Raw genomic sequence first — 11,942 nt, forward strand, 5'->3', positions numbered from 1 at the left:
TGGTGAAATACGCCCGTCCAGTTATCCGAGTTGCCCGATGAAGCAGATCTCCTTCGCCGGTGCCGAGTACGCCGGCAAGCGCAAGCAAACCCGTCGTGAGCGCTTCCTGATCGAGATGGATCAGGTGGTGCCGTGGAAAGGCTTGATAGCGTTGATCGAGCCCCATTATCCGAAGGGTGAGGGCGGTCGTCCGGCGTATCCGTTGATGGCGTTGCTGCGGGTTCATCTGCTGCAAAACTGGTTCGGCTACAGCGATCCGGCGATGGAAGAGTCGCTGTACGAGACCACGATTCTGCGCCAGTTTGCCGGGCTGAGCCATTGGCCTCCATATCGCCTTCCAGGGGCTGCCCCGGGGTCAGCACGGTGACCTTGATCGGGTCGAGCATGCAGTAGTCGCCGAGATCACCAAAGCCGTGTCACTTGGCGCCGGGCTTGAGCACCCAGGCATTGCCTCGGTGCTAAAATGACAAACACGGCATGGTGCAGTTACCAGCCTTGCAAGCTATCAAGCGCCCGCTAGTTTCACTCAAGAGCATCTGGATACTTGCTGGAACTGTTCGCAAATTCTGACCAGGTCATGATCCACGGGAAGGTCGCTCCGTGTAACCCACTTGGATTAGTGCTTGATTAAGCGAGCATGAGCAGGTCTCACAGAATCAGACTGAACAGGAGCATCCAATGTTCACACCTGGTCATCTCAATCGCGCCAGTATCCCCGGAACTCCAGGCGTACCGGAATTCAACATCGACGTTTTCTATGAGGTTCATCGTGACCCCAAGGAAGGCATTCTGATGCACTTCAAGATGATCGGACATGTGTCGGGCCGAGAGTTCGTTGAAGAATTCGATATGCACCGCGATACCGCCTTCAACTTCGCCAGCCTGCTGGCCAAAGCCGCGATCAAGCATGGCCTGCCCGCTAACGCTAGCCCCATCATGCGCAGCCACTCCGAATATGACGCAATGTTCGAGGATATTCGCAACAAGCTTGATACCAAACCTGGCGATCCGGTGAACCTGGACAACCTCGAGAAGGACGGTTTTTGAGTGTTGAGGTCGCCCCGCTGCGTAATTGCATGCACCTGCACACTGACCTGCATCGTTTCTGAACACCCAATTGCATTGGATCTGCACACTGAGTTGCATCAGTGGTGAACAGCGGGTACATCCGAAAGACTCAAGGTCCATATGGTAAAGACCTTGAGTCCCTCAGAAGACAATTACTGCCAGTTGGTCGCAATCACCGACGTCAGTGCCGTTTGGTAATTTTCCGGTAAGGATGTCTGCCCAGCAGCGGGCGGAGCAAACGCAGCCATCGCATTGACCAAGTTCTGTACTTGGCTATCTAGCAAGGTCTTGCCCTCGGCGGTCTTGAACTGCTCAACGTGATAAGCATTGCCGAGATACCAGTCCTTGACCGTCAGCTTGTCGGAAGTACCAATGATGCTCACTTCAAGATTGTTCGATACCTTACGGAACCACAGCTGATCGGTGTCTATACCTCCCAGGAACTGGGCAATGTCGGTATTCCCAGCAGTGGCATCGTTCTCCACCGCCGTGTCTGCCCCATAACCACGACCCAGCACATAGGTGTCGTTACCCGTCCCGCCCGTCAACGTATCTGCACCACCCTGACCGTCCAGCCTGTCGTTGCCCGCAGCACCGGACAGGCTGTTGGTTCCACTGCCACCAAGCAGCACGTTGTTCAGCGTGTTGCCGGTACCATTAATGGCCCCACTGCCTACCAAGGTCAGATTCTCGACGTTATTTCCCAAAGTCAGCGTGACACTCGACTCGATGGTGTCGATGCCTTCGCTGGCGTTTTCCGTCACGGTCTCGGTCGCGCCATCCACCACGTAAGTGTCGTTACCGGTGCCGCCCTGGTATTTGTCACCCCGCTTTTCCGACAGTTCGAAACTAGGTTTCGGCCGCTTTGAGGGCCTGTTTCTGACCGCGTTGGGCAAACTCGCGGGGGGTCAGATTGCCCAGTGAGCTGTGGGGCCAATGGTAGTTTGAAACGATCTTGTCGCCCCAATAGCAGTTCATCGTGGACATGGTCGCGCCAACTTTCATCAGCGGCGCCCAGTGCTCAATCCACGCCAGTGAGCACCAAGTCGCACCAGCCTTGGGCAGCACTGAACTGCGACGACCTGTTCTTCGAGCAGGGCCACTAGCCCCAGATGATGACAACGAGAGGCAGTTACACGGCCGCCGACGCGGCCTCGTAGCGCGCAACGGCCTCCTCGAGATTGTAAAACATGCGTTCGATGCCCAGCGTCTGCCCTAGTGGTGACTGCTTGACCATGGCCAGTACACTCGGCGTCAGGCCTACGAGCCACAGCGTCACCCCCTTCTCGCGCTGGCGCTTCTCGAACTCGGCCAGCATCTTGAGTGCGGTGTACTCCAGATCGAAGACCCCACTGAGGTCGATTACCACGACCTTCGGCCTGGCCTCGGCGATCAACGGCAGGATCTTCTGGCCGATGCGCTCGGCATTGGCGAAGAAGATGCGCCCCTCCGGCCGCAGCAAGAGCAAGTCGGGAAAGCTTTCGTCTTCGGGATGTTCATCGGTTCGAGGTCGAAATACATTGGAATCCGGCCTGCGCCCCAGGACGTGAACTGGTGGATCGGACACCTGATAAGCCAGGGCCACGAGCGATACGATGATCGCCACGACAATGCCCTGCAGCGTTCCGAGCAGCACGACACCCGCCATCGCGACCAGGGCCCAGATGAACTCGGTGCGCCGCACCTTGAGTATTTCGCGGAACTCCAGCGGATTGACCAGGCCCACTGAGTACACGATTACTACCGCAGCCAGGGTGGCGTCCGGCATCAGACCGATGAAGGGTGCCAGCAGCAGGATAGTCCCAAGTGCCAGTACCGCCGTGACCAGCCCCGCAAGTTGCGAGCGCGCCCCCGCGAGCCGGTTCACCGCCGTCTGCGTAGTGCCACCGCCGGCGGGCATGGCACCCAGCAATGCGCCGCCGATGTTGGCGAGCCCCGTCGCGACCAGTTCCCGGTTGGGTTGCGGCGTGGGCTCGTCACTCTGGGCGAAGGCTCGCCCTGCCGCGATTGTTTCGGTGAAGCTCATCAGCGCGATGCCCGTGGCCGCGGGCCAGAGCTGGGCCAGCAACTTCCAATCAGGCAGCGTCACGGCAGGCAGCCCTGTCGGAACGACGCCGACTGTCGCCACCCCGAAGCGCTCCAGGCCAAACACAACCATGGTGCCAATCCCGATCGCCACCGCGACCAGCGGCGCGGGCGCGCGTGGAGCGAAGCGCTTCATGGCCACCAGGATCGCAATCATGAAAGTCGCCATGGCGACGGTCGGCAGCGACGCCTGCGGAATGCTCTCGAGCGTGCCAAGCAGGTTGTGGATGAATGAGCCTTTGTGAATGTGGATGCCTAACAGCTTCGGTATTTGGTCCACCACGATGACGATCCCGATGCCGGCCTTGAATCCGACCAGCACAGGCTCGGAGATGAAATTGGCGACGAATCCCAGTCGCAGGAGTCCTGCAAGTACGAGGATCGCGCCCACCAGCAATGCCAGCGTCGCTGTTGCCGCGACAAGAGCTGCCGGATCGATGGGCGAGCCGAGCCCAGCGAGCGCCGCGCCGGTCAGGATGGCGATGGTCGTGGTCGTACTAACGCTGAGGGGCCGCGACGTTCCGAGCAGGGCATAGATCAGCATTGGGACAAATGCCGTGTAGAGCCCGACCTGTACCGGCAGCCCCGCAATGGTTGCGTATGCCAGGGCCTTGGGAATGACGACCGCCGCCGCAGTCAGGCCGGCAATCACATCGAGCTGGAGCCAGGCCTGCCGATAGCCGCGAACCCATTCCGGAGCGAGCAGGCGCGCACTGCTCCTCGAATGTGGCCGTGCACCGTGCGCACTAGGGCCATGGAGTCGATTGCGGGGTTCAGGACCTTGCTGCTTCATGGCTCTCTCCTAGCCGGGGCCAGCTACACGCAGCGTGTGTCTCCGGGGAGCGGCAGCGCCCGTCAGAATCTTCCGGGGATGAACCTGAACGGATAATCCGGTTCGCGATAGCCGCCAGGCTTCTGCCGTTTGGGCAACTTCACTTTCTCGCGCGGTATATCCCCGTAGGGGATGCGGCTGAGCAAGTCGGTGATGATATTGAGGCGGGCCCGCCGCTTGTCGTTCGAGTTGGCCACCAGCCACGGTGCATACTCGCTGTCGGTCGCCTTGAACATGTCGTCCCGCGCGCGCGAATAGTCATACCAGCGGCCATACGACTTGAGGTCCATTGGCGACAGCTTCCAGATCTTGCGGCCATCGTTGATGCGGGCCTCGAGTCGGCGGGTTTGCTCCTCCTGGCTGACCTCCAGCCAATACTTGAGCAGGATGATTCCCGAGCCGACGATCGCGCGTTCCACAAGAGGTACTGACTTGAGGAAACTGGCAACCTGCTCTTTGGTGCAGAACCCCATCACGCGCTCGACGCCCGCGCGGTTGTACCAGCTGCGATCGAAGATCACCACTTCGCCGGCCGCCGGCAGGTGCGGCAGGTAGCGCTGCAGATACATCTGGCTCTTTTCGCGCTCGGTCGGCGCTGGCAGTGCCACCACGCGGAAGACGCGCGGGCTCACCCGCTCGGTGAGTGCCTTGATCGTCCCGCCCTTGCCGGCGCCATCGCGTCCCTCGAAAACGATGCAGATCTTGAGGCCCTTTTGCTGCACCCACTGCTGCAGTTTGACCAGTTCGATGTGCAGCCGTTGCAGTTCATTCAGGTAGCCCTTGTTCGTCAGCTTCGCATTTTCAGCAGGTCTACCCTTATTCGAGTCCTTTTTATCCTTTGCCATGGCCTCGGCCTCACAAGTGCTCGCGGGCTGCCGATCGGTAAGCCCTGTGGACGCAACGTTCCGGCCCGGAGTTGGCACTTTGTGTCTAGCGAAGTGGTGAGTCGATTGTGGGCTGGCTCTTTGCTCGATGTGCGCACCAAGCCACGAGGAATCGCTCGTTTGGCTTTATGCTCCATTGTCGGTGTAGTTGAGGACGCCAGCCTATGCAAGGGAGTGCCCAGCCCCGAACAAGATGCTGCTCGCTCAGATGCCGAAGCACTAGGGAAACTTATATGGACGCCTCCCTGAGCTGAAAAAGACTTCCCGATTCTGGTGAAATACGCCCGTCCAGTTATCCGAGTTGCCCGATGAAGCAGATCTCCTTCGCCGATGCCGAGTACGCCGGCAAGCGCAAGCAAACCCGCCGTGAGCGCTTCCTGATCGAGATGGATCAGGTGGTGCCGTGGAAAGCCTTGATAGCGTTGATTGAGCCCCATTATCCGAAGGGTGAAGGCGGTCGTCCGGCCTATCCGTTGATGGCGTTGCTGCGGGTGCATCTGCTGCAAAACTGGTTCGGCTACAGCGATCCGGCGATGGAAGAGTCGCTGTACGAGACCACGATTCTGCGCCAGTTTGCCGGACTTGATCTGGATTGCATTCCGGATGAAACCACCATCCTCAACTTCCGCCGCCTGCTGGAGAAACACGACCTGGCCGCCGGGACTCTGGGCGTCATCAATGGCTACTTGGGCGACTGCGGGCTGATGTTGCGCCAGGGCACCATCGTCGATGCCACGATCATCCATGCGCCCAGTTCGACGAAGAACAAAGACGGCAAGCGCGACCCGGAAATGCACCAGACCAAGAAGGGCCCCCAGACAAGAAAGCCTCGGGTCTCGGCTAAAACGCAAAAGGCACCAAACGGCGAGCCGTTTGCTTAATCTGTTGAAATACGAGGCAGATAGTCTTGGATAGGCCTATCCGCCTCATATTTCAGCGGTCAGCAATCGGGAAGAAATCTTCCCAGGGCCAAATGGTCGAAACTGAGAATGGATGCCCAATCTTAGTGCAGGGCTGGACGGTGCGCCACGCCGAAACGCCCGGCCAATTCGTCGAGACGCTTATCAAGCGTCCATAATTCAGCACCCGGTGTAATGAGAGTGGAAGCAAGTAGTGCCATGTCTACTAACCCACACCCCAGGCCATACAGCTTTTCTCGTTCGATGAACTCCATCACCTCGCTCAAGCTTGCCTGGTTGCATGGCTGCAAAAGACCAATGTTGTTCAAGGTCTGTGCTCTCGGCGCTGGGGGTGTTCCGCACGCAATTTCGACAATGACCATCGGATGAGTTAGCGCGAGGTCAAGCCCAATCATGTCAACCAACACATTGTTGCCATTTCGGAAGTGGTCTATCCATACCGAAGTGTCTATAAGCACACTCATTGCGAAACCGACTCACCACGACGACGCGGCACATCCTGAATCTCAGGCATCGTGCCGCCAAGGGCAGCAAGACGCTTGGCCGCTTGCACTCGCACAAACGTTTTGATGGCCTCACGGAAAATGTCCGTCTTGTCCATGCCGGGATCAGCCATTTCTAGTGCCTTTTTGTAGAGGTCATCATCAATTGTGACAGTGGTTCGCATACGGGAGCCTCCTCATCAATATTGATTCAAATATGCATCAATTTTATCATCAAGGCAAGCAAGAACCGGGTGATTCCCGGCCTAGGTGCTCCCATTCACTCACCAGCTACTGGATGTGCGCCACTTAGGATTTCAACAGATTAAGCAAACGGCTCGACCAAACGGCGCCTTTTGTTCAATCGCAATACTCAGTGGAACGGGAAGATGTAATTCATCCAGGCCGCCATGCGCAGGAGGATCTTGCGCATCACCGCCACATGGTGGAAATGCCGGCTGTAGATCGCCGCCTGCCCATAGGCGCCGCCCGGCATCAGCTTGCTGTACTGCTCGTATTCGGGGTCGGTGATCTCGATGATTACCGGTACCCGCCCCGGCGGTGGCGAGCCGGTGTAGCTGAGTAGCGTGCCCGAGGGCTGGACCTGCCCTTCGCCGATCACCGCGATCACGTTCTTAACCTTGCCCTTGAACACCTTCCCGGGGATGCCGTCGAAGGCGACTTCGGCCTCGTCGCCCGCCGTCAATCGCAGCTGGCTGTTCTGGCGCATCCAGGCTGCGAAGTAGTGACCCTCATCGGGGATGAAGACCATGGAAGGCCGTAGCGGTAGCTTGGTCGCCATCATCCCCGGGCGCAGCGAGACGTGGGTGACGAAGCCCTTGCTTGGCGCTCGCACCACGGTGTGGTCCAGCTCGAACTGGGCGATGTTGAGCTGTGCCTGTAAGTCCGCCACACGAGCGGTAGCAATATCTTGATCACGGCGGTTGCCGACGTTGCGCTTGAACAGCTCGCTGGCGCGGAAAAGATCAGCCCTGGCCGAGACCATCTGCGCCTTGAGCGATTTCACGCGGTTATCAAAAGGAGTCGGGTCGATGTGAAACAGCACATCGCCCTTCTCCAGTGGCTGGTTGGGTTGCACCGGAACCTCGATTACCAGGCCGCTAACCGCCGGAATCACGGGTACCGAAACGAAATACGAACGCGCCACCTCGGAGTATGGGTGGTTGTAGTTCATGGTGAAGATCAACGCGCCGATGAGCACTACGCCACCGAGGACGGCGGTGGGTACCGTCCACTTGTTCAGTGGGATACGGAAGATCTTGAAGATGGCGATGCAGAATGCTGTGTAGGTGAGGATCAGCAAGAGGTCCATGGTTTATATCCCCTCGCCCTGAGTCGGTTCTGCGGGTTCCTGCGGCAGCCCCGCGCGCCCTTCAAGCCGGTCCAGGCGCTGCTGTAGCTCAGCCACTTGCTGTTCCAGGTGCATAACATGGTTTTGCGGGGACTTGCCGTCTCCAAACCCCCAGCCACGGTCCTCGCGGTACAACATTGCCCAGATCCACAGGAACGGCCAGATGGCATGCAGGGTGAACAGGCTGACCCAGCCAGCGGCATGGATAGCATCCTGGTGCGGATGATTGCGGTGCACGGCGATTTCATAGGGGATGTCGTGTAGCACGATGATCCCGTAGAACAGTACCAGCCCAACGAAAATCAGCAGACCCAAGGCGAAGTAATCAAGCATGAAAGCTTCCTTTTTCGTTGCTTAAGCTTGAGCGCGTTTCCAGCGACAAGGCAGCCACGGCACGACTGACTCCGTGCAGCGTCACTTTTTAGGTATATGGGAAGTCTTCATTATTGCCACTGGAGGCTAAGCATTAATTCATTGGAAACGAACGTCGTTTCACGAGAAAAGAAATAAGTCGTTTGGCTATCAATAACCGCCTGGTAGTTCCAGGCATAGCGAAAATGCCCCGACGGCGAAGGAAGCTTCGCCTAGAAATGGCCTCAGGAGAGGCAATGAAGAGCAGATGTTTAGCTAACTGAATGTCCTTGGGTCGACTCCAGCCATTGCGTCCAACAAAAAACCGCTGCCCCTCCCGGAAGCAGCGGTTTTTTTCTGACCTGTGCAGCTAAGCGCTTATACCCGCGCGCCGCGCACGCCTTTGGCCAGTTCCGCGCAGAGCGTCAACACCCCTGCCACCGCTTGCTCCGGCGACTCGGCATTGGCGATCTGGTCGATCAGCGCCGAACCCACCACCACCCCATCCGCCAGGCGGGCGATGGTCGCCGCGTGCTCCGGGGTGCGGATGCCGAAGCCGATGCTGATCGGCAGGTCGGTATGCCGGCGCAGACGGGCGACGGCCTGTTCGACGTGCTCGAGGGTCGCCGAGCCGGCGCCGGTGACGCCGGCCACCGACACGTAGTAGACGAAGCCGGAGCTGCCGTTGAGCACCTTCGGCAGACGAGCATCGTCGGTGGTCGGGGTGGTCAGGCGGATGAAGTCGAGGCCGGCGGCCTGGGCCGGGTCGCAGAGGTCGGCGTTATGCTCCGGCGGCAGGTCGACCACGATCAGGCCGTCCACGCCGGCCTCTTTCGCATCGCTGATGAAACGCGGCACGCCGTAGTGGTGGATCGGGTTGAAGTAGCCCATCAGCACCAGCGGGGTGTCGCCGTTGCCGGCGCGGAACTCGCGCACCATTTGCAGGGTTTTCGCCAGGTTCTGCTTGGCCGCCAGTGCGCGGATGTTGGCCAGCTGGATCGCCGGGCCGTCGGCCATCGGGTCGGTGAAGGGCATGCCCAGTTCGATCACGTCGGCGCCGGCCGCAGGCAGGCCCTTGAGGATCGCCAGCGAGGCGTCATAGCCCGGGTCGCCGGCGGTGATGAAGGTCACCAGGGCGGCACGGTTCTGTTCTTTCAGTTCGGCAAAGCGCGTCTGCAGGCGGCTCATACGACGGACTCCTTCTGTTCTTGCATATGGTGCATGACGGTCTGCATGTCCTTGTCGCCACGCCCGGAGAGGTTGACCACCATCAGATGCTCCTTCGGCAGCTGGGGTGCGCGTTTGAACACCTCGGCCAGGGCGTGGGCGCTTTCCAGGGCCGGGATGATGCCTTCCAGGCGGCAGCACTTATGAAAGGCGTCGAGCGCCTCCTGGTCGGTGATGGAGCAGTATTCGACCCGGCCGATCTCGTGCAACCAGGCGTGTTCCGGGCCTATGCCGGGGTAGTCCAGCCCCGCCGAGATGGAATGCGCGTCGATAATCTGGCCGTCGTCGTCCTGCAGCAGGAAGGTGCGGTTGCCGTGCAGCACGCCGGGTACGCCGCCGTTCAGGCTGGCCGCATGCTTGCCGGTTTCGATGCCTAAGCCTGCGGCTTCGACGCCGATGATCTGTACGCTGGCGTCGTCGAGGAAGGGGTGGAACAGGCCCATGGCATTCGAGCCGCCACCGATGCAGGCAACCAGGCTGTCGGGCAGACGGCCTTCCTGGGCTTGCAGCTGCTCGCGGGTTTCCCGGCCTATCACCGCCTGGAAGTCGCGGACCATCGCCGGGTACGGGTGCGGGCCGGCGACGGTGCCGATCAGATAGAAGGTGCTGTCGACGTTGGTCACCCAGTCGCGCAGGGCCTCGTTCATCGCGTCCTTGAGGGTGCCGGTGCCGGCGGTGACCGGGATCACCTCGGCGCCCAGCAGCTTCATGCGGAAGACGTTGGCCTGCTGGCGGTCGATGTCGGTGGTGCCCATGTAGATCACGCAGTCGAGGCCGAAACGCGCGGCCACGGTGGCGGTGGCCACGCCGTGCATGCCGGCGCCGGTCTCGGCGATGATGCGTTGCTTGCCCATGCGCCGGGCCAGGAGGATCTGGCCGATGCAGTTGTTGATCTTGTGCGCGCCGGTGTGGTTCAGCTCTTCGCGCTTGAGGTAGATCTTCGCCCCGCCGCAGAACTCGGTCAGGCGCTCGGCGAAGTACAGCGGGCTCGGGCGGCCGACGTAATCGCGTTGGAAATAGGCCAGCTCTTCGAGGAAGGCGGGATCGACCTTGGCCGCTTCGTATTCGCGGGCCAGGTCATGGATCAGCGGCATCAGGGTTTCGGCGACATACTGGCCGCCGAAGGCACCGAACAGGCCGTTGGCGTCGGGGCCGTTGCGCAAAGAGGTCATGGGTATGCTCCTGTGAAAGTCGGGCGCCGAATGGATTTCAGCCAGCCCCTGCATCTGTAGGCGTGCCCCATGGGCGCGAACCTGGCTCGCGGGCAGGGCCCGCTCCTACAACAATGTGCACAGGATAAAGCTGTGTGGCGTGCGGCAAAAGCGATAAGATCGCCCTAACCTGTCAGTAAAACTCACGGATTTTCATGTCTCGCGATCTCCCCCCGCTGAATGCCCTGCGCGCCTTCGAGGCCACCGCCCGCCTGCAGAGCGTGAGTCAGGCGGCGGTCGAGCTGAACGTCACCCACGGCGCGGTGAGTCGGCAGATTCGCCTGCTCGAAGAGGATCTGGGCCTGGCCCTGTTCATCAAGGACGGGCGCGGCCTAAAACTCACAGATGCAGGGCTGCGCCTGCGGGAAGCCAGTGGCGAGGCGTTCGCGCGCCTGCGCACGGCCTGCGCCGAGCTGAAGCAGCAGAATGCCGATGCGCCTTTCGTCCTCGGTTGCCCCGGCAGCCTGCTGGCGCGCTGGTTCATTCCGCGCCTGGATCGGCTCAACCGCGACTTGCCCGAGCTGCGTTTGCACCTGTCGGCCAGCGAGGGCGAGCTCGATCCGCGCCGGGCCGGGTTGGATGCCACCCTGTGGTTCGCCGAGCCGCCGTGGCCGGCGGATATGCAGGTCTTCGAGCTGGCGGCCGAGCGCATCGGCCCGGTGATCAGTCCGCGCTATGGGCGCTTTGCCGAGCTGCATGGCGCAGGGCCTGCCGCGTTGCTCGGCGAACCCTTGCTGCACACGGCCTCACGCCCGCAAGCCTGGCCAACCTGGGCCGCGAGCAATGGTTTGGCCGCCGGCGCGCTCAAGCTCGGCCAGGGCTTCGAACACCTGTATTTCTTGCTGGAAGCCGCCGCCGCCGGTCTCGGGGTGGCCATCGCGCCACAACAACTGGTGGCGGATGATCTGGCGGCCGGGCGCCTGGTTGCACCCTGGGGCTTTGTCGAAACCTCGGCCAAGCTGGCGCTGTGGGTGCCGGCGCGGACGCTGGATAAGCGCCCGCAACAACTGGCTGCTTGGTTGCAAGCCGCCCTCGGCCCGCCGCAGGGTTAGGCCGTCGCCGGCTGATGAGGGCCTGTTCTAGCGCGCTAGTTCAGGACGGTTTGGCCGCGCAAGCCACGGCTGAGTGCGCCGCCCGGACAGCGTCAAAAATCTGCCCTGAACCGCGCGGTTGGCGGGCCGAGCTAATTTGTGGCGCTGGGTTTGCCGCGCTTTTCGCTGTCGACTAGTGTCCATGAATAGAGGCAACGCATGAGCGCTGACCTTTTTCAGCGGCAGAGGAGCTGCGTCTATGTCGAACCACCACACCTACAAGAAAATCGAACTGATCGGCTCGTCGCCAATCAGCATCGAGGAGGCGATCAATAACGCCTTGGCGGAGTGCGCCAAGTCGATACGCAATATGGATTGGTTTGAAGTCGTCGAGACCCGCGGACATATCGAAAACGGCAAGGTGGGCCACTACCAGGTGACGCTCAAGGTCGGCTTTCGGATCAGTGATAGCTAGGGCT

11 protein-coding genes and 3 pseudogenes are annotated in these 11,942 nt (G+C 60.6%); 5 read left to right on the top strand and 9 right to left on the bottom strand.

What is annotated here, in order from left to right:
- Positions 1–37: 37 nt before the first annotated feature.
- A pseudogene (locus tag FFS13_RS02725) lies at positions 38–316 on the top strand (transposase); the annotation flags it as partial.
- 362 nt (positions 317–678) lie between these two features.
- The gene (locus FFS13_RS02735; protein ID WP_137817590.1) at positions 679–1,047 is read left to right on the top strand and encodes a DUF5064 family protein; all 369 of its coding nucleotides are present in this window, start codon (positions 679–681) and stop codon (positions 1,045–1,047) included.
- A 173-nt stretch (positions 1,048–1,220) separates the two neighbouring features.
- Here FFS13_RS02735 and FFS13_RS02740 read toward each other — a convergent pair.
- The 3 genes and pseudogenes from FFS13_RS02740 to ppk2 form a co-directional block, all read right to left on the bottom strand.
- Positions 1,221–1,892 (bottom strand): annotated as a pseudogene (locus FFS13_RS02740) (calcium-binding protein); the annotation flags it as partial.
- A 308-nt stretch (positions 1,893–2,200) separates the two neighbouring features.
- Positions 2,201–3,946 (bottom strand): SulP family inorganic anion transporter, encoded by a 1,746-nt coding sequence (locus FFS13_RS02745; protein ID WP_137817591.1) that lies wholly within the window; start codon positions 3,944–3,946, stop codon positions 2,201–2,203.
- Between the two features lie 62 nt (positions 3,947–4,008).
- Positions 4,009–4,830: a polyphosphate kinase 2 gene (ppk2, locus tag FFS13_RS02750; protein ID WP_137817592.1), complete on the bottom strand. Its 822-nt coding sequence runs from the start codon at positions 4,828–4,830 to the stop codon at positions 4,009–4,011.
- A gap of 347 nt (positions 4,831–5,177) precedes the next feature.
- Here ppk2 and FFS13_RS02755 point away from each other — a divergent pair.
- A pseudogene (locus FFS13_RS02755) lies at positions 5,178–5,687 on the top strand (IS5 family transposase); the annotation flags it as partial.
- A gap of 185 nt (positions 5,688–5,872) precedes the next feature.
- Here FFS13_RS02755 and FFS13_RS02760 read toward each other — a convergent pair.
- From FFS13_RS02760 to trpB, 6 genes are all read right to left on the bottom strand, one after another.
- Positions 5,873–6,253, bottom strand: coding sequence for a type II toxin-antitoxin system VapC family toxin (locus FFS13_RS02760; protein WP_137817593.1), 381 nt, complete (start codon positions 6,251–6,253; stop codon positions 5,873–5,875).
- Entirely contained in the window at positions 6,250–6,456 is a 207-nt protein-coding gene (locus tag FFS13_RS02765; protein ID WP_137817594.1) for a type II toxin-antitoxin system VapB family antitoxin, read from the bottom strand. The genes FFS13_RS02760 and FFS13_RS02765 overlap by 4 nt, the downstream gene beginning before the upstream one ends.
- A 188-nt stretch (positions 6,457–6,644) precedes the next feature.
- The gene (locus FFS13_RS02770; RefSeq protein ID WP_137817595.1) at positions 6,645–7,604 is read right to left on the bottom strand and encodes an HlyD family secretion protein; all 960 of its coding nucleotides are present in this window, start codon (positions 7,602–7,604) and stop codon (positions 6,645–6,647) included.
- Positions 7,605–7,607: 3 nt separating this feature from the next.
- Positions 7,608–7,976 (bottom strand): DUF3302 domain-containing protein, encoded by a 369-nt coding sequence (locus FFS13_RS02775; protein WP_137817596.1) that lies wholly within the window; start codon positions 7,974–7,976, stop codon positions 7,608–7,610.
- 396 nt (positions 7,977–8,372) lie between these two features.
- The gene (trpA, locus tag FFS13_RS02780; RefSeq protein WP_137817597.1) at positions 8,373–9,182 is read right to left on the bottom strand and encodes a tryptophan synthase subunit alpha; all 810 of its coding nucleotides are present in this window, start codon (positions 9,180–9,182) and stop codon (positions 8,373–8,375) included.
- Positions 9,179–10,393 (bottom strand): tryptophan synthase subunit beta, encoded by a 1,215-nt coding sequence (trpB, locus tag FFS13_RS02785; protein ID WP_171006403.1) that lies wholly within the window; start codon positions 10,391–10,393, stop codon positions 9,179–9,181. The genes trpA and trpB overlap by 4 nt, the downstream gene beginning before the upstream one ends.
- A gap of 194 nt (positions 10,394–10,587) precedes the next feature.
- Between trpB and FFS13_RS02790 the strand changes: the two genes are divergently transcribed.
- Positions 10,588–11,484 carry a LysR family transcriptional regulator gene (locus tag FFS13_RS02790; protein WP_137817598.1) on the top strand — a complete coding sequence of 299 codons (897 nt, stop codon included), beginning with the start codon at positions 10,588–10,590 and terminating at the stop codon, positions 11,482–11,484.
- 238 nt (positions 11,485–11,722) lie between these two features.
- Positions 11,723–11,938 carry a dodecin gene (locus FFS13_RS02795; protein WP_137817599.1) on the top strand — a complete coding sequence of 72 codons (216 nt, stop codon included), beginning with the start codon at positions 11,723–11,725 and terminating at the stop codon, positions 11,936–11,938.
- Positions 11,939–11,942 lie beyond the last annotated feature (4 nt).

It is taken from the genome of Pseudomonas sp. 2FG (assembly GCF_005502935.1).
Classification (GTDB): Bacteria; Pseudomonadota; Gammaproteobacteria; order Pseudomonadales; family Pseudomonadaceae; genus Aquipseudomonas.

Excerpts from the sequence above, each read along its gene's own strand:
- FFS13_RS02760 (WP_137817593.1), bottom strand. The coding sequence starts at position 6,253 with ATGAGTGTGCTTATAGACACTTCGGTATGGATAGACCACTTCCGAAAT.
- FFS13_RS02735 (WP_137817590.1), top strand. The coding sequence starts at position 679 with ATGTTCACACCTGGTCATCTCAATCGCGCCAGTATCCCCGGAACTCCA.
- FFS13_RS02795 (WP_137817599.1), top strand. The coding sequence starts at position 11,723 with ATGTCGAACCACCACACCTACAAGAAAATCGAACTGATCGGCTCGTCG.
- trpB (WP_171006403.1), bottom strand. The coding sequence starts at position 10,393 with ATGACCTCTTTGCGCAACGGCCCCGACGCCAACGGCCTGTTCGGTGCC.
- ppk2 (WP_137817592.1), bottom strand. The coding sequence starts at position 4,830 with ATGGCAAAGGATAAAAAGGACTCGAATAAGGGTAGACCTGCTGAAAAT.
- FFS13_RS02770 (WP_137817595.1), bottom strand. The coding sequence starts at position 7,604 with ATGGACCTCTTGCTGATCCTCACCTACACAGCATTCTGCATCGCCATC.
- FFS13_RS02745 (WP_137817591.1), bottom strand. The coding sequence starts at position 3,946 with ATGAAGCAGCAAGGTCCTGAACCCCGCAATCGACTCCATGGCCCTAGT.
- trpA (WP_137817597.1), bottom strand. The coding sequence starts at position 9,182 with ATGAGCCGCCTGCAGACGCGCTTTGCCGAACTGAAAGAACAGAACCGT.
- FFS13_RS02790 (WP_137817598.1), top strand. The coding sequence starts at position 10,588 with ATGTCTCGCGATCTCCCCCCGCTGAATGCCCTGCGCGCCTTCGAGGCC.
- FFS13_RS02775 (WP_137817596.1), bottom strand. The coding sequence starts at position 7,976 with ATGCTTGATTACTTCGCCTTGGGTCTGCTGATTTTCGTTGGGCTGGTA.
- FFS13_RS02765 (WP_137817594.1), bottom strand. The coding sequence starts at position 6,456 with ATGCGAACCACTGTCACAATTGATGATGACCTCTACAAAAAGGCACTA.